Origin of the sequence: Mycolicibacterium arenosum, assembly GCF_024320865.1 — a bacterium.
Lineage (GTDB): Bacteria > Actinomycetota > Actinomycetes > Mycobacteriales > Mycobacteriaceae > Mycobacterium > Mycobacterium arenosum.
Map to the genome: position 1 here is coordinate 60,538 of NZ_JANDBD010000005.1, position 24,453 is coordinate 84,990.

At 67.5% G+C, this 24,453-nt stretch carries 25 protein-coding genes; 21 read left to right on the forward strand and 4 right to left on the reverse strand.

Annotation, left to right across the window (positions count from 1 at the left end):
- The first annotated feature begins 12 nt into the window (after positions 1–12).
- Genes NM203_RS13545 through NM203_RS13555 form a run of 3 tightly spaced genes read left to right on the forward strand, consistent with a single transcriptional unit; the run spans position 13 to position 2,708 of the window.
- Positions 13–828 carry an acyl-CoA dehydrogenase family protein gene (locus NM203_RS13545; RefSeq protein WP_255060497.1) on the forward strand — a complete coding sequence of 272 codons (816 nt, stop codon included), beginning with the start codon at positions 13–15 and terminating at the stop codon, positions 826–828.
- Entirely contained in the window at positions 815–1,900 is a 1,086-nt protein-coding gene (locus NM203_RS13550) for an acyl-CoA dehydrogenase family protein (RefSeq protein WP_255060499.1), read from the forward strand. The genes NM203_RS13545 and NM203_RS13550 overlap by 14 nt, the downstream gene beginning before the upstream one ends.
- A gap of 40 nt (positions 1,901–1,940) precedes the next feature.
- The gene (locus NM203_RS13555; protein WP_255060500.1) at positions 1,941–2,708 is read left to right on the forward strand and encodes an enoyl-CoA hydratase/isomerase family protein; all 768 of its coding nucleotides are present in this window, start codon (positions 1,941–1,943) and stop codon (positions 2,706–2,708) included.
- A 73-nt stretch (positions 2,709–2,781) separates the two neighbouring features.
- On the opposite strand, the gene NM203_RS13560 is transcribed toward NM203_RS13555, so the two are convergent.
- On the reverse strand, positions 2,782–3,522 hold the full coding sequence (locus NM203_RS13560; RefSeq protein WP_255060501.1) for an SDR family NAD(P)-dependent oxidoreductase: 741 nt from the start codon (positions 3,520–3,522) through the stop codon (positions 2,782–2,784).
- Positions 3,519–4,283: an SDR family NAD(P)-dependent oxidoreductase gene (locus NM203_RS13565; protein WP_255060502.1), complete on the reverse strand. Its 765-nt coding sequence runs from the start codon at positions 4,281–4,283 to the stop codon at positions 3,519–3,521. The genes NM203_RS13560 and NM203_RS13565 overlap by 4 nt, the downstream gene beginning before the upstream one ends.
- A 78-nt stretch (positions 4,284–4,361) precedes the next feature.
- Here NM203_RS13565 and NM203_RS13570 point away from each other — a divergent pair, with 78 nt between their 5' ends.
- From NM203_RS13570 to NM203_RS13590, 5 genes are all read left to right on the forward strand, one after another.
- Positions 4,362–5,498: a thiolase family protein gene (locus tag NM203_RS13570; RefSeq protein ID WP_255060503.1), complete on the forward strand. Its 1,137-nt coding sequence runs from the start codon at positions 4,362–4,364 to the stop codon at positions 5,496–5,498.
- Between the two features lie 15 nt (positions 5,499–5,513).
- A complete protein-coding gene (gene meaB / locus NM203_RS13575) occupies positions 5,514–6,410 on the forward strand; it encodes a methylmalonyl Co-A mutase-associated GTPase MeaB (RefSeq protein WP_255060504.1) in 897 nt (298 codons plus the stop codon).
- Between the two features lie 64 nt (positions 6,411–6,474).
- A complete protein-coding gene (locus NM203_RS13580) occupies positions 6,475–6,921 on the forward strand; it encodes a Zn-ribbon domain-containing OB-fold protein (RefSeq protein WP_255060505.1) in 447 nt (148 codons plus the stop codon).
- A gap of 11 nt (positions 6,922–6,932) precedes the next feature.
- A complete protein-coding gene (locus tag NM203_RS13585) occupies positions 6,933–8,078 on the forward strand; it encodes a thiolase family protein (protein ID WP_255060506.1) in 1,146 nt (381 codons plus the stop codon).
- A 46-nt stretch (positions 8,079–8,124) separates the two neighbouring features.
- Positions 8,125–9,021, forward strand: coding sequence for an enoyl-CoA hydratase (locus NM203_RS13590; protein ID WP_255060507.1), 897 nt, complete (start codon positions 8,125–8,127; stop codon positions 9,019–9,021).
- Between the two features lie 75 nt (positions 9,022–9,096).
- Here NM203_RS13590 and NM203_RS13595 read toward each other — a convergent pair whose 3' ends face one another.
- Both NM203_RS13595 and NM203_RS13600 read right to left on the reverse strand, forming a co-directional pair.
- Complete coding sequence (locus NM203_RS13595; RefSeq protein ID WP_255060508.1) at positions 9,097–10,698, reverse strand: FAD-dependent oxidoreductase; 1,602 nt, start codon at positions 10,696–10,698, stop codon at positions 9,097–9,099.
- 17 nt (positions 10,699–10,715) lie between these two features.
- Positions 10,716–11,417: an IclR family transcriptional regulator gene (locus NM203_RS13600; RefSeq protein ID WP_255060509.1), complete on the reverse strand. Its 702-nt coding sequence runs from the start codon at positions 11,415–11,417 to the stop codon at positions 10,716–10,718.
- Positions 11,418–11,530: 113 nt separating this feature from the next.
- Here NM203_RS13600 and NM203_RS13605 point away from each other — a divergent pair, with 113 nt between their 5' ends.
- From NM203_RS13605 to NM203_RS13665, 13 genes are all read left to right on the forward strand, one after another.
- On the forward strand, positions 11,531–12,391 hold the full coding sequence (locus NM203_RS13605) for an alpha/beta fold hydrolase (protein WP_255060510.1): 861 nt from the start codon (positions 11,531–11,533) through the stop codon (positions 12,389–12,391).
- Positions 12,388–14,091, forward strand: a complete 1,704-nt coding sequence (locus tag NM203_RS13610) for a bifunctional 3-(3-hydroxy-phenyl)propionate/3-hydroxycinnamic acid hydroxylase (RefSeq protein ID WP_255060511.1) — start codon at positions 12,388–12,390, stop codon at positions 14,089–14,091. Before NM203_RS13605 ends, NM203_RS13610 begins: the two co-directional genes overlap by 4 nt.
- A complete protein-coding gene (locus NM203_RS13615) occupies positions 14,039–14,959 on the forward strand; it encodes a 3-carboxyethylcatechol 2,3-dioxygenase (RefSeq protein WP_255060842.1) in 921 nt (306 codons plus the stop codon). Before NM203_RS13610 ends, NM203_RS13615 begins: the two co-directional genes overlap by 53 nt.
- The gene (locus NM203_RS13620) at positions 14,956–16,701 is read left to right on the forward strand and encodes an FAD-binding protein (RefSeq protein ID WP_255060512.1); all 1,746 of its coding nucleotides are present in this window, start codon (positions 14,956–14,958) and stop codon (positions 16,699–16,701) included. The genes NM203_RS13615 and NM203_RS13620 overlap by 4 nt, the downstream gene beginning before the upstream one ends.
- Positions 16,698–18,020, forward strand: a complete 1,323-nt coding sequence (locus NM203_RS13625) for an LLM class flavin-dependent oxidoreductase (protein ID WP_255060513.1) — start codon at positions 16,698–16,700, stop codon at positions 18,018–18,020. Before NM203_RS13620 ends, NM203_RS13625 begins: the two co-directional genes overlap by 4 nt.
- A 5-nt stretch (positions 18,021–18,025) precedes the next feature.
- Entirely contained in the window at positions 18,026–18,880 is an 855-nt protein-coding gene (locus tag NM203_RS13630) for a coniferyl-alcohol dehydrogenase (protein ID WP_255060514.1), read from the forward strand.
- Entirely contained in the window at positions 18,864–19,856 is a 993-nt protein-coding gene (locus NM203_RS13635) for a cyclase family protein (RefSeq protein WP_255060515.1), read from the forward strand. The genes NM203_RS13630 and NM203_RS13635 overlap by 17 nt, the downstream gene beginning before the upstream one ends.
- A gap of 8 nt (positions 19,857–19,864) precedes the next feature.
- Positions 19,865–20,428, forward strand: a complete 564-nt coding sequence (locus NM203_RS13640) for an NADPH-dependent FMN reductase (protein ID WP_255060516.1) — start codon at positions 19,865–19,867, stop codon at positions 20,426–20,428.
- Between the two features lie 193 nt (positions 20,429–20,621).
- Positions 20,622–21,452: an alpha/beta fold hydrolase gene (locus tag NM203_RS13645; RefSeq protein ID WP_255060517.1), complete on the forward strand. Its 831-nt coding sequence runs from the start codon at positions 20,622–20,624 to the stop codon at positions 21,450–21,452.
- Positions 21,445–22,254, forward strand: coding sequence for an SDR family NAD(P)-dependent oxidoreductase (locus tag NM203_RS13650; protein WP_255060518.1), 810 nt, complete (start codon positions 21,445–21,447; stop codon positions 22,252–22,254). The genes NM203_RS13645 and NM203_RS13650 overlap by 8 nt, the downstream gene beginning before the upstream one ends.
- Before the next feature lie 67 nt (positions 22,255–22,321).
- Positions 22,322–22,990, forward strand: a complete 669-nt coding sequence (locus tag NM203_RS13655; RefSeq protein ID WP_408633346.1) for a TetR/AcrR family transcriptional regulator — start codon at positions 22,322–22,324, stop codon at positions 22,988–22,990.
- The gene (locus NM203_RS13660) at positions 22,987–23,181 is read left to right on the forward strand and encodes a ferredoxin (protein ID WP_255060519.1); all 195 of its coding nucleotides are present in this window, start codon (positions 22,987–22,989) and stop codon (positions 23,179–23,181) included. The genes NM203_RS13655 and NM203_RS13660 overlap by 4 nt, the downstream gene beginning before the upstream one ends.
- A gap of 11 nt (positions 23,182–23,192) precedes the next feature.
- Complete coding sequence (locus NM203_RS13665; protein WP_255060521.1) at positions 23,193–24,428, forward strand: cytochrome P450; 1,236 nt, start codon at positions 23,193–23,195, stop codon at positions 24,426–24,428.
- Positions 24,429–24,453 lie beyond the last annotated feature (25 nt).

The following is a 24,453-nucleotide window of genomic DNA, read 5'->3' on the forward strand; positions in this document are numbered from 1 at the left end:
CAGAGAGCTCTGATGGACGTCAGACTGACCGCGGAACAGCGGGAACTGCGGGAGGCCGCCGCGAAGCTGGCCGACGACCTGGGCCCCGGATCGGTCGCCGACCTCGACGACGGGGCACGGCGCACGCGCCTCGAGAACGCCGTCGAGGGAACCGGATTCCGCTCGCTGCGGTCCGATGAGGCCTCGGGGGTCGAGGTGGCCATCGTCGCCGAGGAGTTCGGCAGGGGACTGGTCGACGTCCCGTTCCTTGGTCCGCTGCTCGCCGACGACCTCTCGCGGCGGCTCGGCCGTGCAGTGGCGGTGCCCGAGGCGCAGCCCGAATCGGTCGATCTCACGCGGAGCCTCGCCGGCGTGGTGGAATCGCCCGCTGAGCTCGCCGATCTTCCGGACGACGACGCCCGACGCTGGTACGCACTCGCGCTCACCGCGACGACGGCCGACATCGTGGGGTCAGCGCGCGGCACGCTGGCCCTGGCCACCGACTACGCCAAGGTGCGTGAGCAGTACGGAGCGACCATCGGCTCGTATCAGGCCGTCGGCCATCTGTTGGCCGAGAGCCTGGCGTTGATCGAGGGCTGCGTCAGCGTGCTGCGCCATGCGGCCTGGGCCGTCGACGAGCTACCCGTCGACGAGGCGGTCGAAGCCGCCCGCGTCGCCAAGATCTACTGTGCGCGTTCGGCGCTCACGGTGTGTGAGACGTCGATTCAGGTGCACGGCGGGATCGGCAACACCTGGGAGTGCCTGGCTCACGTGTACCTGCGCAGGGCGCTGGCCGCGACTGAGGCGTGGCCGGTGAAGTTGGAGGAGTTGACCATTGGACTTTCGTGATTCGCCCGACGAGGCCGCTTTCCGCGAGAGGCTGCACGGCTGGCTGCTCGAGCAGAAGGGCAGGTTCCCGACGTCCGGTGACGAGTACTGGGCCAAGGCGGGGGAGTGGCATCAGGCGCTCTACGCGGCGGGCTTCTTCGGGACGTCGTGGCCCAAGGCGTACGGCGGCCAGGAACTGCCGCCGGTGTACGACGTCATCGTGGACGAGGAGATCGCGAAGGTCGGTGCGCCCGCGCGGCCGAGCCTGGGTTATCTGGTCGTCGGACTGAGCCACCACGGCAACGAGGAACTGCGGCAACGCTTTCTGCCCGGCATGATCAACGGCACCGAACGCTGGTGCCAGGGATTCAGCGAGCCCGGCGCGGGGTCGGACCTCGCGTCGCTGACGACGACCGCGACTCGGGACGGCGACGAGTACGTCATCCACGGCCACAAGATCTGGACGAGCTACTCGGACGTCGCCGACTGGTGTCTGGTGCTCGCGCGCACCGACAAGGAGGTGCCCAAGCACAAGGGCATCTCGGCGTTCATCGTGCCGATGCATCAGCCGGGGATCGTCCAGCGTCCGCTGAAGATGATCAGCGGCGTGACCAAGGAATTCGGCCAGGTCGAGTTCGACGGCGCCCGCGTGTCCGCCGACAACCTGATCGGCGAACTCGGCGACGGCTGGAAGCTGGCGATGACGGTGGTGAGCCACGAGCGCGAGCCGTCCACGTTGGGCTTCTCGGCGAGATACGGAAAGACCGTGCGCCAGTTGGCCAAGGGCGTCGACGGCACCCCGCCCGAGGAGTTGTCGTGGGCCTGGGTGCAGACCGAGATGCTGCGACTGCACGTCCGACGCCGGCTCTCCGAGCAGCTCGACGGGATGACGCACGGTCCGCAGGGGTCGCTGGACAAGCTCCTGATGACGTGGGTTGAGCAGTCGGTGGGCCACGCCGCGCTGGCGACCGTCGGAACCGGCGACGCCGAGCAGTTCGGTGCCTACATGTACAGCCGGGCGCAGAGCGTCATGGGCGGTACGAGTCAGATTCAGAAGAACATCATCGCGCAGCGAATCCTCGGTTTGCGATGAGTGCTGGCGCGAAGAGCCATCGGACACGGTAGGAGCTGAAATGTACGGAATGCCAGACGAAATCAAGGTCGAGGCCGACGGCGCGCTGCGCATCATCACCCTCAACCGCCCCGACGACCTGAACGCGGTGAACGACAACCTGCACGTCGGGCTCGCCAAGATCTGGGAGGCGCTCAACGAGGACGTCGGTGCGCGCGCTGCCGTCATCACCGGCGCGGGCCGGGCGTTCTCGGCGGGTGGCGACTTCTACTACCTCGACGAGCTGCGCAACGACGAAGCGCTGCGGCAGAAGACGATCAAGCACGGCCGCGACCTGGTGATCGGCATGGTGCGCTGCCGGATTCCGGTGGTCGCCGCGGTGAACGGCCCGGCGGTCGGGCTGGGCTGCAGCCTGGCGGCGCTGTCCGACGTCGTCTACATCGCCGAGACCGCGTTCTTCGCCGATCCGCACGTGTCGATCGGGCTCGTCGCCGCCGACGGCGGGCCGCTGGTGTGGGGTTCGCAGATCAGCTTGTTGCAGGCCAAGGAGTTCGCGCTCACCGGTGTGCGGATCAAGGCGCAGCGGGCCGTCGAACTCGGGCTCGCCAACCACGTCGTCGAGGACCCGGTCGCCGAGGCGATCGCCTGCGCGAAGAAGCTGCTCGAGTTGCCGCAGCAGGCCGTCGAGGCCACCAAGCGGCTGATGAACATCCAGCTCGAGAAGTCGGTGATGGCGTCGCTGGACTACGCCAACCTCGCCGAGTACGTGTCGTTCGGCACCCCGGAGTTCAACAAGATCGTCGACGGCCTGATCGCCAAGAGCACGTAACCCCCTCCGCCGGAATAGTATTCCTGGCTGTCCAGACGCGAGCTTGGCAGCCAGGAATACTATTCCGGCGGAGTCAGAGGGTGAGTTCCTCGGAGCGCTGGATCGTGCCGGTAGTGCCGCCGGCGTCCTGCTGCGCGAGCAGCACCGCAGCGTTGGCCATCGCCTCGGGCGGCTCGACCATCTCGGGCGGGATCTCGACGCCCCCGCCGCCGGCCTGCCACCCCTCGGTGAGCACGACGCGCGACGGGCTCAGGCAGTTCACCGCGATGTTGTCGACCTTGAGATCCGCCGCGAGGCCGAGGTACAACCGCTCGGCGGCGGCCTTCGAGACCCAGTAGGCGTTCGCGCCCGAATCGACCATGCCCACACCGGTGGTGGTGATCGCGAGCATGGACCCGCCGCCGCGGGCCCGCACGTGGGGGATGACGGCCTTGGTGACGAGGAAGACCCCGGTGAGGTTGACGTCGAGGCACAGCTGCCAGCGCTTCAGCGGCGTGGATTCGATGGGGCCGAGCCACAGCACGCCCGCATTGGCGACGAGGACGTCGATGCCGCCGAATTCGGCCACGGTGGCGTCGACGGCGGCGGTGACCGACTCCTCGCTGGTGACGTCGCAGGACACGGGTAGCGCGCGACCGCCCGCCGACACGATGGCGTCGGCGACCGATCCGATGGTGCCGGGCAGCTTGCCCCGCTCCTCGGAGCGTGCCGCCACTGCCACGCTAGCCCCCTGCGCGGCAAGCGCTTTGGCGATCGTGGCGCCGATTCCCCGGCTGGCGCCCGCGACGAACGCCACCTTGCCGGACAGGCTCATTTGGGCGGGAACCGCAGCGCACCGTCCAGGCGGATGATCTCGCCGTTGAGGTAGTCGTTCTCGATGATGCTCTGTGCCAGCTGCGCGTACTCCGTCGAGCGGCCCATCCGCTTGGGGAACGGCACCTGGGGCGACCAGTACTGCTCGAGTTGATCGGCGGCCTTGCCGTAGGCGGGCGTGTTGATGGTGCCCGGCGCGATGGTGACGACGCGGATACCCAGCGGCGAAAGGTCGCGCGCGGCAACGAGTGTCATGCCGAGAACGCCGCCCTTGGCCGCCGCGTAGGGCAGCTGGCCGATCTGGCCCTCGTAGCCCGCGATCGACGCGGTGTTGACGATGACGCCCCGTGCGCCCTCGTCGAGCGGATCGGATTTCGCGATCGCGGCCGCCGCGAGCCGCAGCACGTTGAACACCGCCGTCAGGTAGAACTCGATCGTCTTCTTGAAGCCGTCGAGGTCCAGCGGCGAGCCGTCCTTGCCGATCAGGCGACCGCCGCTGGCGGGACCGCCGTGGGTGTCGACCGAGATCCGCAGCGGCGCCAGTTCGACCGCCGCGGCGATGGCGGCGTTGACCGACTCCTCCGACGTGGCATCGGTCGGGACGTAGCGCACGCCGAGCTCGCTCTCGAGTGCCTTCCCCTTCTCGTCGGCCAGGTCGGCGACGACGACCTTCGCGCCCGCGGCGTGCAGGCGGCGGACCGTCGCTTCACCCAGACCACCCGCACCACCGACGACGATCGCCGAGCTACCCGCGATTTGCATGCTGTTCCCCTTCTTGCAACTGACGCTCTCTAGCTGAGAGAATAACATTCTCACACCTGTCTGAATCGGGGTTCGTCCATGCCTGAAGCCGTCATCGTCTCCGCCCTGCGCACGCCCATCGGTACCGCGATGAAGGGAACACTGCGCGATACCGACGCCTACACACTGGCCGACCACGTCGTCGGCGCGGCCGCCGCGGACCTCGACCGCGACCGCATCGACGACGTGGTGCTCGGCGAAGGCCTCTACGGCGGCGGCGTCGTCGCCCGCCACGCCGCGATCACCGCCGGGCTGCAGGGCGTACCGGGGCTGGCCGTCAACCGGCACTGTGCCGCAGGACAATCCGCCGTCCAGATCGCGGCGTCGAGCATCCGGGCGGGGATGGACCAGCTGATCATCGCCGGTGGTGTCAACTCCGCGTCGACGTCGCCGCGCTTCACCCGCGCGGTCGGCGGCGAGCAGCAGCCGTGGTTCCCACCGACACATCCCGACCGCCCCGACGCCCCGAACATGGACATGTCGATCACGGTGGGGTGGAACGCCGCGGTGAAGGCCGGCGTCACCCGCGAGGAGATGGACGAGTGGGCCTACCACTCGCATCGCAAGGCCATCGCCGCGATCGACGAGGGCAGGTTCGCCGACGAGATCGTCCCGATCGAGACGCCGCACGGTCTGTTCCACACCGACGAGCACCCGCGTCGGGAGACGTCGCTGGAGAAGCTGGCCTCGCTGAAGGTGCTGCATCCCGAGATCGAGGGCTTCTCCATCACCGCGGGTAACGCCTGCGGTGCCAACGACGGTGCCGCCGCGCTCGCCATCGCAAGCGACGGACTCGGGCTTCCCGCGCTCGGAACCGTGCGGTCGTGGGCATCGGTCGGCGTCGACCCCAAGTTCACCGGCTTGGCGCCCGTTGACGCGATTCCCAAGGCGCTCCAGCGAGCCGGGCTCTCGGTGGCCGATGTCGACCTCTTCGAGATCAACGAGGCGTTCGCGTCGATGTGCGTGGCGACCATCAAGCTGCTCGAACTCGACCCGGAGACGGTGAACGTCAGCGGCAGTGGCTGCTCGCTGGGTCACCCCGTCGCCGCCACTGGAGCCCGGATGCTCGTCACGCTGGTGCACGAACTGCGCCGCCGCGGAGGCGGTATCGGGGTGGCCGCGATGTGCGCGGGTGGCGGAATGGGATCGGCAACCGTCATCGAGGTCCCCGCGTAAGCTCAGCCGCACCTGATGACCATCGAAGAGCTCATCGCCGCAGCGCGCAACGGGTCGACCAGGGCGGCAGGCCGACTGCTCAGCCTGGTCGAAAGTCCGCGCCGTACCGAGGTGTTGACAGCGCTGGGCCGGCACGTCGCCCGCGTCATCGGCATCACCGGGCCGCCGGGAGCCGGGAAGTCGACCACCATCGCGGTGCTCGTCGCCGCGTATCGGGAACGCGGGCTGCGCGTTGCGGTGCTGGCGGTCGACCCGTCGTCGCCGTACAGCGGGGGTGCGCTGCTGGGCGACCGGATCCGGATGGCCGCTCACATCAACGACGCCGACGTGCTGATTCGCTCCGTCGCGACGCGCGGTCACCTGGGCGGTCTGGCCGAGGCCGTGCCCGCGGCGATCAACGTGTTGGCCGCCCTGTCCTACGACGTCGTCATCATCGAGACGGTGGGGGTCGGGCAGTCCGAGATCGAGATCGCCGCGGTCGCCGACCCCACCGTCGTCGTCCTCAATCCGGGTGCCGGTGACGCGATCCAGGCGGCGAAGGCCGGTCTCCTGGAAGTCGCGGACATCGTCGCGATCAACAAGGCCGACCGCGACGGCGCTGATCAGACCGTGCGTGATCTGCACGCCGAGACCGATGCGCCGATCCTCAAGATCGTCGCGTCGCGCGGCGAGGGCATCGTCGAACTCGTCGACGCGATCGACGCGCATCACCGAGCCGACACCCCGGAGCGACGGGCCGCCCGCGCTCGCAGCCAGATCCTGTCGCTGGCCCTCAGCGCTGTCCGCACGCGACCCGACCTCGACGCGCTGGCGACCGCTGTCGCCGACGGCGAAGTGGACGTCTACACGGCCGCGGCATCGCTGTTCACCAGCGCAAACGTGAATGAGAATCCGCTTTCCACTTTGCAGTAATGATGTTGTACGATTCCGTGAACGTATTCTTCAGCGCATTCTTCTCGACCGGCTAGGAGCTGCCATGCAGAAGGCGATCGACCCCGACATCTCCACGTGGCCCGAGGAGAATCCGCAGCTGATCGGCAGCGGATGCGGGGCCTGCGGCGCGACGGTGTTCCCGCGTCAGTCGCACTGCCCCAAGTGCAGCAAGCCCGACATGGCCGACGTGCTGTTGCCGCGCCGCGGCACGGTGATCGCCTGGACCACGCAGGGTTTCCCGCCGGGAGCGCCCTACGCCGGTCCGACGGGCAAGGACTTCGTCCCGTTCGGAGTCGGGCTGGTGCAACTCGGTGACGTCGTGCGCGTCGAGGGCCGGCTCACCGAGAACGATCCGGCGAAGCTGAAGTTCGGCATGGACGTCGAACTGACGATGATCCCGTTCACCACCGACGCCGAAGGCAACGAGATCGTCACCTTCGCATTCCAGCCGGTCGGCGATGAGCGCTCGCGCGAAGAGCAAACGGTCTAGGGAGTTAACCAATGAGCAATGACGTAGCGATCATCGGTGTCGGACTGCACCCGTTCGGCCGCTTCGAGAAGTCGGCCGTCGAAATGGGTGCCGACGCGATCCATCTCGCGCTGGACGATGCCGGATTGGGTTGGGAGGAAATTCAATTCGGGTTCGGCGGTAGTTACGAGGTGTCCAACCCGGACTCCGTCACGCGACTCGTCGGGCTCACCGGCATCACGTTCACCAACGTGTTCAACGCCTGCGCGACGTCGGCGAGTGCCATCCAGCAGACCGCCGACACCATCCGCCTCGGAAAGTACGACATCGGCATCGCGATCGGCTTGGACAAGCACCCGCGCGGCGCCTTCACCGACGACCCCGCGAAACTCGCGCTGCCGCAGTGGTACGCCGAGAACGGACAGTTCGTCACCACCAAGTTCTTCGGTATCAAGGCCAATCGCTACATCCACGACCACGGCATCTCAGAGGAGACGCTGGCGCGGGTGGCCAACAAGAACTTCCGCAACGGTGTCAAGAATCCGAATGCGTTCCGGCGCAAGGAAATCTCGGTGGAGGACATCATGGCGTCGCCGGTGTTGAACTACCCGTTGCGGCAGTACATGTTCTGTGCGCCCGACGAAGGTGCCGCGGCGGTCATCATGTGCCGCGCGGACCTCGCACACAAGTACACCGACAAGCCGGTCTACGTGCGCGCCAGCGAGATTCGCACCCGTCGCTTCGGTGCGTACGAGGTGCACGGGACGTCCGCGCCGCTGGACGAGGACGTCTCGCCGACGGTCTACGCCGCGAAGGCCGCCTACGAGGCGGCGGGCATCGGTCCCGAGGACGTCGACATCGCGCAGCTGCAGGACACCGACGCGGGAGCCGAGGTCATCCACATGGCGGAGACCGGGCTGTGCGCCGACGGCGATCAGGAGAAGCTGGTGGCCGACGGCGCAACGGAGATCGGCGGCGAGCTGCCGATCAACACCGACGGCGGCCTGATCGCCAACGGCGAACCGATCGGCGCGTCGGGGCTGCGGCAGATGCACGAGCTGGTTCGCCAGCTCCGCGGCGAGGCGGGCGAGCGTCAGGTTCCCGGCAGTCCGCGCGTCGGGTTGGCGCAGGTCTACGGCGCACCGGGCACGGCGTCGGCGACCATTCTGTCGCTGTAACGACCCCCTGCGGTAACGCCGTTCTCATAGGAATAGAGTGCGAATCATGGCTGACTACCGCTATGTGACCTACGAACTCCTCGACGAGGGCACCATCGCCCGGATCATGCTGAACCGGCCCGACGCGCGCAACGCACAGCAGCGCGGGCTGCTCGTCGAACTCAACGAGGCGTTCCTCGAGGCGGAGGCCGACGACAACGTGCGCGTCGTCATCCTCGGCGGCAACGGGCCGATGTTCTCGTCGGGCCACGATCTCGGGTCGAAGGTCATGATGTCCGAGTACCAGCCGGGTCCGGATCAACACCCGAGCTTCACCCAGAACGGGGCGACGCGCGAGGCCGCCGAGAAGCTGCTGCTGCAGGAGTGGCACTACTTCTTCGAGAACACCAGGCGCTGGCGGAATCTGCGCAAGATCACCGTCGCGCAGGTGCACGGTGACGTGTACGCCGCGGCACTCATGCTCATGTGGGCGTGCGACCTGATCGTGGCCGCCGAGAACACCCGCTTCGCCGACGTCGTCGGCACCCGGTTGGGCATGTGCGGCGTCGAGTACTTCGCCCACCCGTGGGAGTTCGGCGCGCGAAAGACCAAGGAGCTCATGCTCACCGGCGATTCGATGTCGGTCGACGAGGCGTACGCGCTGGGCATGGTGTCGAAGGTGTTCCCGTCCGACGAGCTCTCCGACAAGACGCTGGAGTTCGCCCGGCGCATCGCCAAGGTCCCGACCATGGCCGCGCTGCTCATCAAGGAGGGCGTCAACCAGACGCAGGACAACCAGGGCTTCTACAACTCGCTGAACGCCTGCTTCACGTTGCACCAGCTGAACCACAGCCACTGGGCGTGGAAGCACGAGGGTGGTTTTCCCGTGGCGAACGAGACCGACGGCCTGCCGAACTGGCGCGAGGCCCCGCCGGTGCAGAACCACGTCAAGACCGAGCCGTAGGCGTTCGTCACCGAGATTGATGTGACGCAGAGAAAGTGCGAGTAGTCCCCTTCGTCAGTTCAATCTCGACGAATGTTAGCCGCGGCTGACCGCCAGGCCCGCGCGGTAGCCGAAAACCATTGCTGGGCCCAGTGTCCCGCCGGCACCGCCGTACGCCTTGCCGGTGACGCCCGCCATCGCGTTACCCACGGCATAGAGCCCCGGAATCGGATCTCCGGAGACGTGAAGCACGCGCGCGTCGCCGTCGGTGCGCGGGCCCCCCTTGGTGCCCATGGCTCCGACGGCCACCGGCACCGCGTAATAGGGAGCGGTGTCGATGGGCCCGAGGGTCTGCAGCGCCGGGGTGGCGGCTGAGTTGTCGCCCCAGTAACCGTCGTAAGCGCTTGCACCGCGGTCGAAGTCGGGGTCGACCTCGTCGGCGACGTTGCGATTCCACTCCTGGATGGTTCGAGTCAGCCCGGCGGCGTCGATACCGGTCTTCTCCGCGAGCTCGGCGAGGTCGGCCGACTTCAGATACCAGTCGGGGACGACGCCGTCGGGCTCCACCGCGAGGAAGCCGTACTTCTTCAGGTGCAGCGAGTCGAACACGATCCACGCCGGATCGTTGAGGTAACCGTGCCGCGGGTCGAGGTGGTGGAACGGGCCGGCCATCGAGTTGTATTCGCCGGCCTCGTTGAGGAATCGCTTTCCCGCCCGGTTGACGATGATGCTGCGCGGGCGGGTGCGCTCGAGTCGCACGCTGCGGCTGCGCTGGTGACCGTCGATGGTGTCGCCCGGAATCTGAATGACCGGCACCCACCACGCCTCGCCCATGTTCGCGAGGTCCGCGCCGTGCGCCATGGCCATGCGCAGGCCGTCGCCGGTGTTGCCGGGCGGTGACACGGGACCGTGCATCGGGCCGCGCAGATACGCCTCGACGAGCCTCGGATCCCACTCGAAGCCGCCGGTACCCAGGATCACACCGCGCCGCGCCCGCACCCGGATATCGCTGCCGGAGAGATTGATTCGAACTCCGGCGATGCGACCTTGCGATGCGATCAGCTCGACCGCGCGGGCATCGGTGACGGGTTCGACGCCACGGTCGAGCAGGCCCTTGAGCAACCCGGCGATCAGCGCGGTGCCCGCGACGCAGGGCTCGACGAGCGAGTCGTCGACGTTCGCGTGGATCCTGGCGCGGGTCTCCGCATCGATGCCGACATTGCTGAAGTCCACGGGGAACGCCGTGATGCGATCGCTCCACTCGCCGAGCCTGGCGAGATCGAACGGCTTCGCGTTGTGCGAGCGGCCACCCGTGGGCCTGCCCCCCGGCAACTCCGGTTTGTAATCAGGGAAACCCGCCGCGACCTCGAACTGCAGTTCGCTGTTCTTCTCGACGAAGTCGAGCATCTCGGGGCCGGTGCGCACGAACGTCTCGACCAGTTCGGTGTCCATGGCGCCGAGCGACTGCGCCTCGAGGTAGCGCAGGGCGTCGTCGACGGTCAGTTCGCCGTCGGGGGAGCGGTGGTGCGCCGGAATCCACACGATCCCGCCGGACACCGCCGTGGTGCCGCCCACGGTCGCGGCCTTCTCGTAGACCCCGACGGATGCGCCCTCGACCGCTGCGGCGAGCGCTGCGGTCAGCCCCGCGCCGCCCGTTCCGAGGACGACGACGTCGAGTTCCTGGTCCCAATCAGACACGTTGCCAAGGCCTTTCGTTATCCAAGGATGGTGGAGAGTTTCTGTGCCGCCCCGATCACCGCGTCACGGCCACTGAGTAGCACGTCCTGGCGGTGCGAGATGAGGTTGATGCACGTGGGTGGTGACGGCGGGCTGCGCCGTACCGGCACGGCGAGGCCGTACGTGTCGGGCTCGATCTCGCCGTGGGTGATCACCCAGCCCTGCTCGCGGGTGAGCGGCACCAGGTCCCGCTCACCGGGCCGCGGCGGCATGCTCGCGAGCAGTGCGATACCGGCGGCGCCACGCTCCAGCGGGTACCGGCTCCCCTCGTGGAACGACAGTTGATAGAAGACGAGCGTCGGCACGATGACGGCGACGGCGACCTGCTGGTCACCCTCGGCGACGAGCATCGACACCGTCGCGCCCAGGTCGTCGGCCAGTGTGCGTAGGGTCGGCACCGCCAGCGCCCGCAGGTTGTTGTCGAACGACGCGCCGAGTACCGCGAGTGCGGCGGCCGGCCGGTACTTGCCGTCCTCGCCCTTCACGATGTAGCGGCCCTGGGCGAGGGTGCTGAGCAGGCGGTAGGCGATGGTGCGATGCACGCCCACGTGGTCGGCGACCTGCTGTGCGGTGACCCCGGCTGGGGAACCGGCCACGGTTTGCAGCGCCGACAACCCCCTGGCCAGCGTCTGTGAACCCGCGGCCGTGCGCTCGCCCTGATCCTGCTTGACAGACGTCATCGCGAGAGTGATGCTCTATACATAGTGCACATTAGTGTGCGATATTAGCACACATGATTCGCCGGCGAAGAGAATGAGATTTACGCCATAGTTGTTGGCGGAGAGGGGTTCGAGTGTTCGAAAGCGTCTGGAGCGACCTCCAGGGGGTTTCGTTCTCACAGGGGTACCTCGACGTCGGTGGAGTGCGCACGCGCTACCTCCACGCCGGTGCGGATTCCCTGCCGACACTCGTGCTGCTGCACGGTTCGGGCGGGCACGCCGAGGCCTACGTGCGCAATCTGGAGAGTCACGCCGAACACTTCTCCACCTGGTCGATCGACATGCTCGGGCACGGCTACACCGACAAGCCGGGCCATCCGCTGGAGGTCGCCCACTACGTCGACCACCTGCTCGGGTTCTTCGACGCCATCGGTGCGGATCGGGTCCACCTGTCGGGTGAGTCGCTGGGCGGATGGGTGGCGGCGCGCGCCGCATCCGACCATCCGGACCGCATCGATCGCCTAGTGCTCAACACCGCGGGCGGTTCGCAGGCCGATCCCGAGGTCATGAAGCGGATCATCACGCTGTCGATGGCCGCCGCCGAGAACCCGTCGTGGGAGACCGTGCAGGCGCGCATCAAGTGGCTGATGGCCGACAAGGCCAAGGGTCACGACGACATTGTGGCGAGCCGCCAGCGCATATACCAGCAGCCCGGGTTCGTGTCCGCGATGAGCGACATCATGGCGCTGCAGGACCCGGAGATCCGAGCGCGGAACCTGCTGGGACCCGAGGAGTACGGCGCCATCACGGCACCGACCCTGGTGCTGTGGACGAGTGACGACCCGACCGCCGACGTCAGCGAAGGCCGACGCATCTCCGAGATGATCCCCGGCGCTCGCTTCGAGGTGATGCCCGACTGCGGGCACTGGCCGCAGTACGAGGATGCCAAGACGTTCAACGCACTGCACATCGACTTCCTGCTGGGTCGCGCATGAGTCGCGATACCGATGTGCTCATCGTCGGCGCGGGCCCGGTCGGCCTGACGCTGGCCAACGTTCTCGGCGCTCACGGTGTGCGGACGCTGATCGTCGAGGAACGCGACACTCTCATCGACTATCCGCGCGGCGTCGGTCTCGACGACGAGGCGCTCCGGACCTTTCAGTCGATCGGCGTCGTCGACGACGTGCTCCCGCACACCGTGCCCAATCAGATTCTCCGGTTCTACGACGGCAACCGACGGCTACTCGCCGAAATGGCCCCTCCCGACGCACGATTCGGCTGGCCCAAGCGCAACGGCTTCGTGCAGCCGATGGTCGACGCGGAACTGTGCAGGGGGCTCGAGCGTTTCGAGTGCGTCGAGATCCTCTGGAGCAGCCGGATGGAGGGCTGCACCGAGACGGGTGACGCGGTGAGGGTGGACATCGTCGGTCCGACGGGTGCCGAGTCCATCGCCGCGCGCTACGTCGTGGGATGCGACGGCGGCCGCAGCGCCACCCGACGGTTGCTGGACGTGACGTTCGAGGGGACGACGGCGGCCACCCGCTGGCTGGTGATCGACGTCGCCACGGATCCGCTGGGTCACCCGAACAGCGAGGTCGGCGCCGATCCCGCGCGGCCGTACGCGTCGATCTCCATCGCGCACGGAATCCGCCGCTTCGAGTTCATGATTCACGCGGACGAAACCGACGAGCAGGTCGAGACACCCGAGTTCATCCACCGCGTGCTCACGCCGTTCGTCCCGTACCCCGAGCGCGTCGAAATCATCCGGCACCGCGTCTACACCCACCACTCGCGAATCGCGGGCGCGTTCCGGAAGGGTCGCGTGTTCCTGGCGGGTGACGCCGCGCACCTGATGCCGGTGTGGCAGGGCCAGGGCTACAACAGCGGCATCCGCGACTCGGCCAACCTCGGCTGGAAACTCGCGGCCGTGGTCACCGGCAGGGCGGGCGACGGTTTGCTCGACACCTACGACGTCGAGCGACGCAAGCACGCCCGCGCCATGATCGACCTGTCCACTCTCGTCGGCCGGGTCATCTCACCGACGAACCGCAGGGTTGCGGCGCTGCGGGACAGGGTGATCCGCGGCGCGTCGATCGTTCCGACGCTCAAGCGCTACATCCTGGAGATGCGGTTCAAGCCGATGCCGCGCTACGAGCAGGGCGCGATCGCGCACCTCGAACCGCGCAGCGCGACATCCCCGACCGGAACCCTGTTCATCCAGCCGCGAGTCGACACCCGTGATGTCCAGAACGTGCTGCTCGACGACGTCATCGGGCCGGGTTTCGCGGTGCTCAGCTGGAACAACAATCCGCGGAAACTACTGGGCGATATCGCCTTTCAACGGTGGAAGGCGCTCGGGGCGACGTTCATCGCGCTGCGCCCAATGACGCAGTTGAAGTGGCCAGGCCACGACGATCCCGAAGTGGTCGTCGTCGGCGATCGCACGGGCGCCCTCAAGGCGTGGTTCGACGGACACGCCGAGTCGGTGCTGTTCCTGCGGCCCGACCGGTGCATCGCCGGGGCGTGCATCGCGCAACTCGCACCCGAGTTGAGCGCAGCGCTGTTCGACGTCCTCCACGCGGTGGAGGGAGGTGATGGATCCCGTGACCAACACACCAGCGTCCAGCATGGCGCTGTGCTGCATGTCGCACAGCCCACTGCTGAATCTGCCGGGACCGGCAGCAGAACTCCTTGACGACATCGACTCGGTGCTGGCACAGGCGCGCGACTTCGTCCGCTCCTATGCGCCTGAACTCGTCGTCGTCTTCTCGCCGGACCACTACAACGGATTCTTCTACCGCACCATGCCTCCGTTCTGCATCGGCACCGCGGCGCAGGGCGTCGGTGACTACGGCTCGCACAGGGGACCGCTCGACGTCCCAGCGGACCTCGCGACCGCCTGCGCGCAGGCGGTGATGAACGCCGGTGTGGACGTGGCCATCTCGGCCAGCATGGACGTCGACCACGGCACGGTGCAGCCGCTCGAAACGCTGTTCGGGAACGCCGCCGCGGTGCCCGTCATCCCCGTGTTCATCAACTCCGTGGCGACGCCGCTCGGACCGCTCTCACGAGCCAGGGCGCTCGGTGCCGCGGTGGGCGATTTCCTGGCGACGGTGGGCAAGCGCGTCCTCATCGTCGGTTCCGGTGGCCTGTCGCACGATCCGCCTGTTCCGACGCTCGCCACCGCCCCGCCGGCCGCGCTCGGCCGCATCGTGCACGGCGAGCCGATGAGCACCGAGCAGCGCGCGGCACGGCAGACCGCGGTCATGGCGGCGGCTCACGATTTCGCGCACGGGCAGAGCCCGCTGCGACCGTTGAATCCGGACTGGGATCACGCGCTGCTCGAACTCATCGACACCAACCGGGTGGCCGAGGTCGACGCCTGGTCCAACGAGTGGATCGCCGCAGAAGCCGGTAACTCGGCTCATGAGATTCGCACGTGGATAGCGGCTTTCGGTGTGTTGGCCACACAGGGGAGCTACGAGACGGAGCTGCGCTACTACCGCGCGGCGCCGGAGTTGATCGCGGGATTCGCGGTCAGGACGGCGGTGGTCACGCGATGACGGCATCTGATTTCGACCACGAGGTCGACGTTCTGGTCGTCGGCTCCGGCGGCGGCGGGATGACCGCAGCACTGAAGGCGAAGGCCGACGGATTGGACACCCTGATCGTCGAGAAGTCGCCCCAGTTCGGTGGATCCACCGCGCTGTCGGGTGGCGGTATCTGGGTTCCCGGTGCGCCGTCGCAGCGCAGGGCCGGTTACACCCCCGCACCCGACGGCGTCTTCGACTACCTCAAGCGGATCACGGGTGGGTTGGTCAGCGACGCGCGCCTACGCGCATACGTCGACGAGGCACCCGAGATGATGGATTTCCTCGAGAAGTGCAGCCCCTGGTTCGAATTCGTCTGGAAGCCCGGCTACGCCGACTACTACCCGGAGCTGCCCGGTGGCTCCGAGCGCGGCAGCACGATCAACGTCCCGGCGATCGACCTGCGCAAGCTGGGTGACGAGGAGCGCAATCTGCTGACGCCGCTGGCGCTCGCACCGCGCGGGATCTGGTTCGCGCCCAAGGATCTTCGGCTGTTCTATCAGGTGCGACAGAACTGGCGCGGGAAGGCCGTGCTGCTCAAGCTGATCTGGCGGATGGTCAAGGCCCGCGTGTTCGGCGAGCGGATGGCCGCGATCGGCCAGTCGCTGATGGCCCGGATGCGGCTGGCGCTGCGCGACCACGGCATCCCGCTGTGGCTCAGCGCGCCGATGACCGAACTGGTGACCGATCTCGACGGCAACGTGGTCGGCGCGGTCGTCGAGCGCAACGGCAAGGCCCAGCGGGTCGGGGCCCGTCGCGGGGTCGTGCTCGCCAGCGGCGGGTTCGACCACGACATGGAGTGGCGTCGGCAGCACCTCCCCGAACTCGAGAAGGACTGGAGTTTCGGCAATCCCGCCGCGATGGGCGACGGCATCCGGGCGGGTGAGAAGGTCGGCGGATCGACCGACCTGCTCGACGAGGCGTGGTGGTTCCCCGCGATGTGCTGGCCCGACGGGCGACTGCAGTTCATGCTCAACGAACGGATGATGCCGTCGCAGTTCGTCGTCAACGGAGCAGGCCGGCGGTTCATCAACGAGGCCGCGCCCTACATGGACTTCGCGCACGCGATGATCGAGGGCCAGCGCACGGGTGTGGAGCACATCCCGTGCTGGCTGATCACCGATCTCCGCTCGTTTCACCGCTACGTCGTCGGCGGACACCTGCCGATTCCCAAGATCCCCTTCGCGCCCGTCCCCACGGGCTTCAAGCTGCCCAAGGCGTGGCTCGAGTCGGGGATCGTCAAGCAGGGGGCGACGTTCGAGGAGTTGGCCACTGAGATCGACGTGCCCCCCGCCGAGTTGCGCCGCACCGCCGATCGGTTCAACGCCCTGGCTCGCGCTGGGCACGACGACGACTTCAACCGTGGTGACAGCGCGTACGACAACTACTACGGCGATCCCACGCTGTCCAACCCGAACCTGCATCCGCTGAGCGACGGGCCGTACCTCGCCTTCCAGATCATCCTCGGCGATCTGGGCACGTCGGGCGGTCTGCGCACCGATGAGTTCGCGAGGGTGCTGCGCGACGACGACTCTGCGATCGCGGGCCTGTACGCCACCGGCAACGTGTCCTCGGCGGTGATGGGACGAAGCTACGCGGGCGCCGGGGCGACGATCGGGCCCGCCATGACGTTCGGCTACGTGGCCGCCAAACACATAGCGCAACAACCGACAACCCACGAACCGACTCACAACACCACGGAGGTAACACGATGAAGATCTCACTGTTCTACGAGTTCGCGCTGCCACGGCCGTGGTCGGATGACGACGAGCACCAGATGTTCCAGGACGGATTGGACGAGGTCGAAGCCGCGGACAAGGCCGGCTTCTCGACCGTGTGGCTCACCGAGCACCACTTCCTCGAGGAGTACTGTCACGCGACCGCGCCGGAGATGTTCCTGGCCGCCGCCAGCCAGCGCACCAAGGACATCCGGCTCGGCTTCGGCGTGATGCACCTGCCGCCGCCGATCAACCATCCGGCACGGATCGCCGAGCGCGTTGCCACTTTGGATCACCTGTCCAATGGCCGCGTCGAATTCGGCACGGGCGAGGGCTCGTCGGTTGCCGAGCTGGGCGGCTTCGACATCGACCCGGCTGACAAGCGCACCATGTGGGAAGAGGCCCTCGAGGTTTCCATCCGCTGCATGACCGAGGCGCCGTTCAGCGGCTTCAAGGGCGAGCACGTCGAGATGCCCGCCCGCAACGTGATCCCCAAGCCGCTTCAGAGCCCGCACCCGCCGGTCTGGGTGGCCTGCACCCGCCCGTCCTCGGTTCAGATGGCGGCGCAGAAAGCCATCGGCGCGCTGAGTTTCGCCTACACCGGACCGGAGGCGCTGAAGGACAGGGTCGACGGTTACTACAAGGAGTTCGAGGAGAAGGGCGCACCCGTCACACCGGCGATCAATCCCAACATCCTGGCCATCGGCGGTGATCTGTCGATGATGGTCGCCCGAACCGAGGAGGAGGCCCTCAAGCGGCTCGGGATCGGCGGCGGCTTCTTCTCGTTCGGCATCATGCACTACTACCTGACGGGCATGCACACTCCTGCACGCACCGGCGTCTGGGAGCTCTACGAGCAGGCTGTCAAGGAGGACCCGACGCTGGCCTACGGTCCGGGCCGCGGCGCCATCGGCTCGCCCGACACGGTGCGGGAGTTCCTGCGCGGCTACGAGGCCAGCGGGGTCGACGAGATCATCCTGCTGCTCAACCCGCGCAGCCACGAGGGCACCATGGAGTCCATCGAGATCATGGGCAACGAGATCCTGCCCGAGTTCATCGAGCGTGACGCAAAGGCGGTGGCCGCCAAGGCCAAGCGCCTGGAACCGGTGATCGAGAGGGTCGAAGCGCGCCGTCAGCCGTCCGACGCCCCGATGTTCGACGAGACCTACTCCTTCGGCGGGCTGCCGACAGGCCGCGGCGGCAAGTTCACCGCAGGCGAGATCCCCGAGGCGATGGCGGAGATCAACGAGGGCCGGGTGAAGGCGGCGCAGCTGGAGAAGGAGCAGCGGGAGGCCGAGGCCAAGGCCGGAGCATAACGGCGGTGACGCATTTCGCCGACCGGTTCGACTACACGGGCTGCCGAGTCGTGGTGACCGGCTGTGCGTCGGGCATAGGTGCCGCGCTGGTAGGACCGCTCACCGAACTGGGCGCCGAGGTGGTCGGGCTCGACGTACGCGAACCGGATGCGGCTCCCGCGGAGTTCCATCGGGTCGACCTGTCCGATCCCGCGTCGATCGACACAGCGGTCGCCGCGATCGACGGCCCGGTGCACCGGCTGTTCAACGTGGCGGGGGTGTCGTCGGGCATTCGGGATCCGCTGCGCGTGGCCACGATCAACTTCCTCGGCACGCGGCACCTCACCGAGGCGCTGATCCCGGCCATGCCCACCGGGGCGGCGATCGCGAACGTGTCGTCGCTCGCGGCGTCGCAGTACCGGGAGAACTCGGAGGTCACCCTCGGGTTGTTGGAGACCACGTCGATGGCCGAGGGCATCACGTGGTGTCGGGACAATCCCGACGCGCTCGCCGACGGCGGCTACCGGCTGTCGAAGGAGGCGATCATCCTGTACGGGATGGCCAACGTATCGGTACTCGGGGCCAAGGGCATTCGCATCAACTGCACGGCACCGGGGGTCACCGACACGCCGATCCTCGACCAACTGCGCGGCGCGTACGGCCAGGAGTTCCTGGACGCGTTCCGCACGCCGCTGGGCCGGGTCGCCGGGCCCGGAGAGCAGGCCGGGGTGCTCATCTTCCTCAACAGCGATGCGGCCAGTTACATCACGGGCCAGGTGATCTGGGTGGACGGTGGCACGATCGCCGAAAACGTGTACGACGATCTGGCGGACGCGCGTCAGCTGGCGACAGGAGGGGCTGCGCATGGCGGACATGGGTGACTTCCGGCGCGTAGCCGACGACGTTCGCAACTGGGGTCGCTGGGGTGACGACGACGAACTCGGCACGCTGAACTTCATCACCGCCGAGAAGATCGCGCAGGCGGCCAGCCTTGTCACCGCCGGCAAGGTGTTCGCGCTGGGCGTCGACTTCGGTTCGTCGGGCCCACAGGGTGCGTTCCACTACCGCCAGAACCCGGTGCACGTCATGACGATCGACGGCGGCGACGAGAAGACGCTTCGCGAGTTCGGACCCAAGTGGCTGAGCAATCCGAGTGCCGTGCAACTGAGCGGCTACTCGGAAGCGGGCCCGATGCGCTTCAACGACGACATGATCATCATGCCGCTGCAGGCCGCGACGCAGTGGGACGCGTTGTCCCACGTCTACTACGAGGACAGGCTGTACAACGGCTTCCCCGCCTCATCGGTGACGAGCCTCGGCGCGTACTACCTCGGCATCGACAAGGTCGACGTGAAGGGCATCACGTCGCGCGGCGTGCTGCTCGACCTGGTGACGCTGCGCGGCGTCGAAACCTATTGCGCCGACGTCGAACAGCCGATCACGCCCGCCGAGCTCGACGAGGCCGCCCGCGCGCAGGGCGTCGAGGTCCAGCCCGGTGACATCGTGCTGGTGCGGACCGGGTGGTGGGCGCGGTTCCTCGAGAACGGTGACGGCGCCGAGCCGGGCGCGGGGCTGGACTGGACCTGTGCGTCCTGGCTGCACGACCATGAGGTGGCCGCGGTCGCAGCCGACAACCTGATGGTCGAGAACCCGGTATCGGGCGTGGACGGGACCATCCTGCCGATGCACATGCTCTGTCTGCGCGATATGGGAATGATGTTCGGCGAGTACTGGGACCTCACCGCGCTCGCCGAGGACTGCGCCGCCGACGGTAGGTACGAATTTCAGTTGGTGGCACCGCCGTTGAGCGTCACCGGCGGCGTCGGTTCCCCGATCAACCCCATCGCGATCAAGTGAGTTATGCCATGTCAAGACAACCCCTCGTCGTCGGTCTCGGCGGCACGCTGCGCTCGAACTCGTCGACGGAACGCGCACTGCGACAATGCCTCTCGGCGGTGGAGCGTCGGGGCGGCCGTACCCTGCTCTTCGTGGGCGACGACATCGACCTGCCGATGTACAACCCGCACGACGAGACCCGCACCGACAAGGCGGCCGCGCTGGTCGCCGCACTGCGTGACGCCGACGCGGTCGTGGTCGGATCGCCCGGCTACCACGGTGGCGTATCGGGTCTGGTGAAGAACGCACTCGACTACATCGAGGACCTGCGGGGCGATTCGCGCGTCTACCTCGACAACACGCCGTGGGGCTGCATCAGCTGCGCCTACGGCTGGCAGGCCGCGGTCGGGACGCTGGGGCAGCTGCGCGTCATCGGACACGCGTTGCGTGCCTGGCCCACGCCGCTCGGCGTTGCGATCAACTCCGCCGACCCGATCTGGGATGAGGGCGGCACGCTCATCGACGATGCGGTGAGCGGGCAACTCGACATGCTCGCGATGCAACTCGTGGCAGGCGCGGCTCGCGCCGCCTGACCTCAGCGCGCGAACGTTGCGTACCGTCACGGTCCAGCGCGCGAACGCGTGACGGTAACCAACGTTCGGCGGGTCAGGAGGCGCACCGTATGCCGACTCGGCCGAGGCCCGTTGCGAATTAAGCACTTTGGTCACCGCGATGCTTAGCGGAACCAGGTTCTCCTGGACCCGAAGTGCCAGTATCGTGACCGTCGTGGAGTTCGAGCGGAAGTCCGTCGTCGTCGACGGTCTCGTCACCGGTTACCTGGAGGCCGGTAGTGGCGACCCCGTGGTGCTGCTGCACGGCGGGGAGTTCGGTGCGACCGCCGAGCTCGGTTGGGAGCGGACCATCGGCGCGCTCGGCGAGCGGTACCGCGTACTCGCGCCGGACATGCTGGGCTACGGCCGTTCCGCGAAGGTCGTCGACTTCGTCGACGGGCGCGGCATGCGCATCCGCCACATCGCCCGGTTCTGCGACGTCGTGGGCGTCGAATCGGCGGCCTTCGTCGGCAACTCGATGGGTGCGATCAACCTGCTGACCGACCTCACGTCGGAGTCGCCGGCGCTACCCGTCAACCGACTCGCCCTGGTGTGCGGCGGCGGTGCGATCCAGCGCAACGAGCACGCCGACGCCCTCTACGACTACGACGGCAGCGTCGAGGGGATGCGTCGTATCGTCACCGCGCTCTTCCACGACCCCGCCTACCCGGCCGACGACGACTACGTACGGCGTCGTCACGAATCCAGCATCGCTCCGGGGGCCTGGGAGGCCATCGCATCGGCACGCTTCCGCAGGCCGGGCGTGACTCCTCCGGCCACGCCGTCGACGGACCGCGTGTACGAACGGATCTCGGTACCGACCCTGGTGATCGAGGGCGGCGGTGACAAGTTGCTGCCAGCCGGCTGGGCCGCCGACATCGCCGGCCGGATATCGGGTGCCAGGTCGACGGTGATCGACGGTGCGGGCCACTGTCCGCAGCTGGAGCGGCCCGATGCCGCGACCGAACTGCTGCTCGAATTTCTGGAAGGGACCGCCCGTGAGTAGGGAACTCAAGGACAAGGTCGTGGTCGTCACCGGCGGCGCGTCCGGCCTCGGCAAGGGCATCGTGGAGAGATCGCTCGCCGAGGGTGCCAAGGTCGTGATCGCCGACGTCCAAGACGATCTCGGTGCGAAGCTCGCCGCGGCGGCCGGCACCGATGCGCTGTTCCACCACACCGACGTCGGTGACCAGGATCAGATCGCCGCCCTGATCGCGGCGGCGGTTGAGCGGTTCGGCGGCCTGCACGTCATGGTCAACAACGCGGGTAGGTCGAGTCCGTTGAAGAGGAGCCTCTTCGACGAGGACTTCTCCGAGTTCGACAGCGTCATGCGCGTCAACCTGCTCGGCGTCATGGCCGGTACCCGCGACGCGGCGAGGCACATGGCGGAACACGGGGGCGGGTCCATCATCAACATCTCGTCGATCGGCGGCATCCTCGCCGGCGGCGGCGTGGCCACCTACCGCGCGTCGAAGGCCGCGGTCATCCAGTTCTCCAAGGCCGCGGCGATCGAGTTGGCGCACTACGACATCCGGGTCAACTGCATCGCGCCGGGCAACATCCCGACGCCGATCCTGCGATCGGCGGCGACTGAGGAGGATCGCGAGAAGCTGGAGGCGTTCGAGGCGCGGATCCGACAGACGATGCGCGACGACCGCCCGTTGAAGCGCGAGGGGACCGCCGACGACGTCGCCGAAGCGGTGCTCTACTTCGGCACCGACCGATCGCGCTACGTCACCGGAACCGTGCTGCCGGTCGATGGCGGCACGGTGGCGGGAAAGGTCATCACGCGTAAGTCGAAGTCCTGAACTGCGGATATTGCGGCCTTTAAATCAATCGCTTGACTTAAACCGTCAGTCGGGGTTGACTGAGCTCGTGACCGCTGCCCGGCCATTGCGCACTGATCGCGCCAGTACCACGCGCGAGGCGATTCTGACCGCCGCCGAACGCCTGTACGCCGAGCACGGCGTGTACGCCGTGTCCAACAGGCAGGTGAGTGAGGCTGCGGGACAGGGCAACAACGCCGCCGTCGGCTACCACTTCGGCACCAAGACCGATCTCGTTCGCGCCATTGAGGAACGTCACCGTGCGCCCATCGAGGCGCACCGCGAGCGGATGGTCGATCAGACCGACGCGACCACCGACATGCGGGGTTGGGTGACCTGTCTGGTGCGGCCCCTGACCGACCATCTCGAAGACCTCGGCAATCCGACCTGGTACGCCCGGTTCGCAGCGCAAGCCATGACCGATCCCGCCTACCACGGCTTCGTCGTCAAGGACGCGCTGAGCTCGCCGTCGCTGGTTCAGGTCGTCGACGGCATCAACCGCTGCCTGCCCGACCTTCCGCTCGACGTCCGGTTCGAGCGCAACATCATGGCTCGAAACCTGTTGATGCACAGCTGCGCCGACCGCGAGCGCGCACTGGCCAAGGGCACTTCGGTGGCGTCGCGGACGTCGTGGCGGGCTGCGGGTTCCGGGCTCATCGACGCGATCGTCGGCATGTGGCTGGCACCCGTCACCAAACCCGTGGCCGGTGACGCGTGAAGGTCACCGTCGACCAGGACAAGTGCGTGTCGTCCGGCATGTGCGTGATGAACGCCGCCGAGGTGTTCGACCAGAGAGACGACGACGGGGTGGTCGTCCTGCTCGTGCCCGAACCGGGACCCGAGTACGCGGCGGAAACCCGCAAGGCCGCGGCCGCCTGCCCCGCGCTGGCCATTCAGATCGAGGAATGACGGAGACCCGTATGACGGAGACAATTGCCACCCAGGAGGTTTCGGCCGACATCCCCGAGTACCCGATGGAGCGCGCGGCGCGGTGCCCGTTCGCGCCACCGTCGCTAATGCTCGAGATGGGGAAGGTCAAGCCGCTCTCGCGGGTGCGCATCTGGAACGGCACCACGCCGTGGCTCATCATCGGACACGAGGTGGCCAGGGCGCTGTTCGCCGACTCGCGGGTGAGCGTCGACGACCGGCGCGAGGGCTTCCCGCACTGGAACGAGCACATGCTCTCGACCGTCGACAAGCGGCCGCGTTCGGTGTTCACCTCCGACGCCGAGGAGCACACCCGGTTTCGCCGGATGCTGTCGAAGCCCTTCACGTTCAAGCGCGTCGAGGGTCTGCGTCCGGTGATCCAGCAGGTCACCGACGAATGCATCGACGAGATCCTGGCGGGGCCGCAACCCGCCGACATCGTCACCAAGCTGGCGCTTCCGGTGCCCACTCGCGTGATCAGCGACATGCTCGGCGTGCCGTACGAGGACCACGAGTTCTTCCAGCATCACGCGAACGTCGGACTGGCTCGCTACGCCTCGGCCGAGGACGGCCAGAAGGGCGCGATGAGCCTGCACAAGTACTTGATCAACCTCGTCGAGAAGAAGATGGCGGAGCCGTCCGAGGACGCCGTGTCCGATCTCGCCGAGCGCGTCACCGCCGGGGAGATCAGCGTCAAGGAGGCCGCACAACTCGGCACCGGTCTGCTGATCGCCGGCCACGAGACAACGGCCAACATGATCGGCATCGGTGTTCTCGCCCTGTTGGAGAACCCCGAACAGGCGGCGCTGCTGCGGGATTCGGACGATCCCAAGTTCATCGCCAACGCCGCCGAAGAGCTGATGCGGTACCTCTCGATCATCCAGAACGGCCAGCGCCGGGTGGCCATCGAGGACATCGAGATCGGCGGCGAGACGATCAAGGCCGGCGAGGGCATCATCATCGATCTGGCGCCCGCCAACTGGGACGCGGCCGCCTATCCGAATCCGGATCGGCTGGACTTCACCAGGGACGCCGGCCAGGAACTCGGTTTCGGCTACGGCAGGCACCAGTGTGTGGGGCAGCAGTTGGCCCGCGCCGAACTGCAGATCGTGTTTCAGACGCTGCTGCGCCGCATTCCGACGATGAAGCTCGCGATCCCGTTCGACGACGTCCCGTTCAAACACGACCGGTTGGCCTATGGCGTGTACGAGCTCCCGGTCACCTGGTAGCGCGCTGATTTTCGAAAGACAAGCC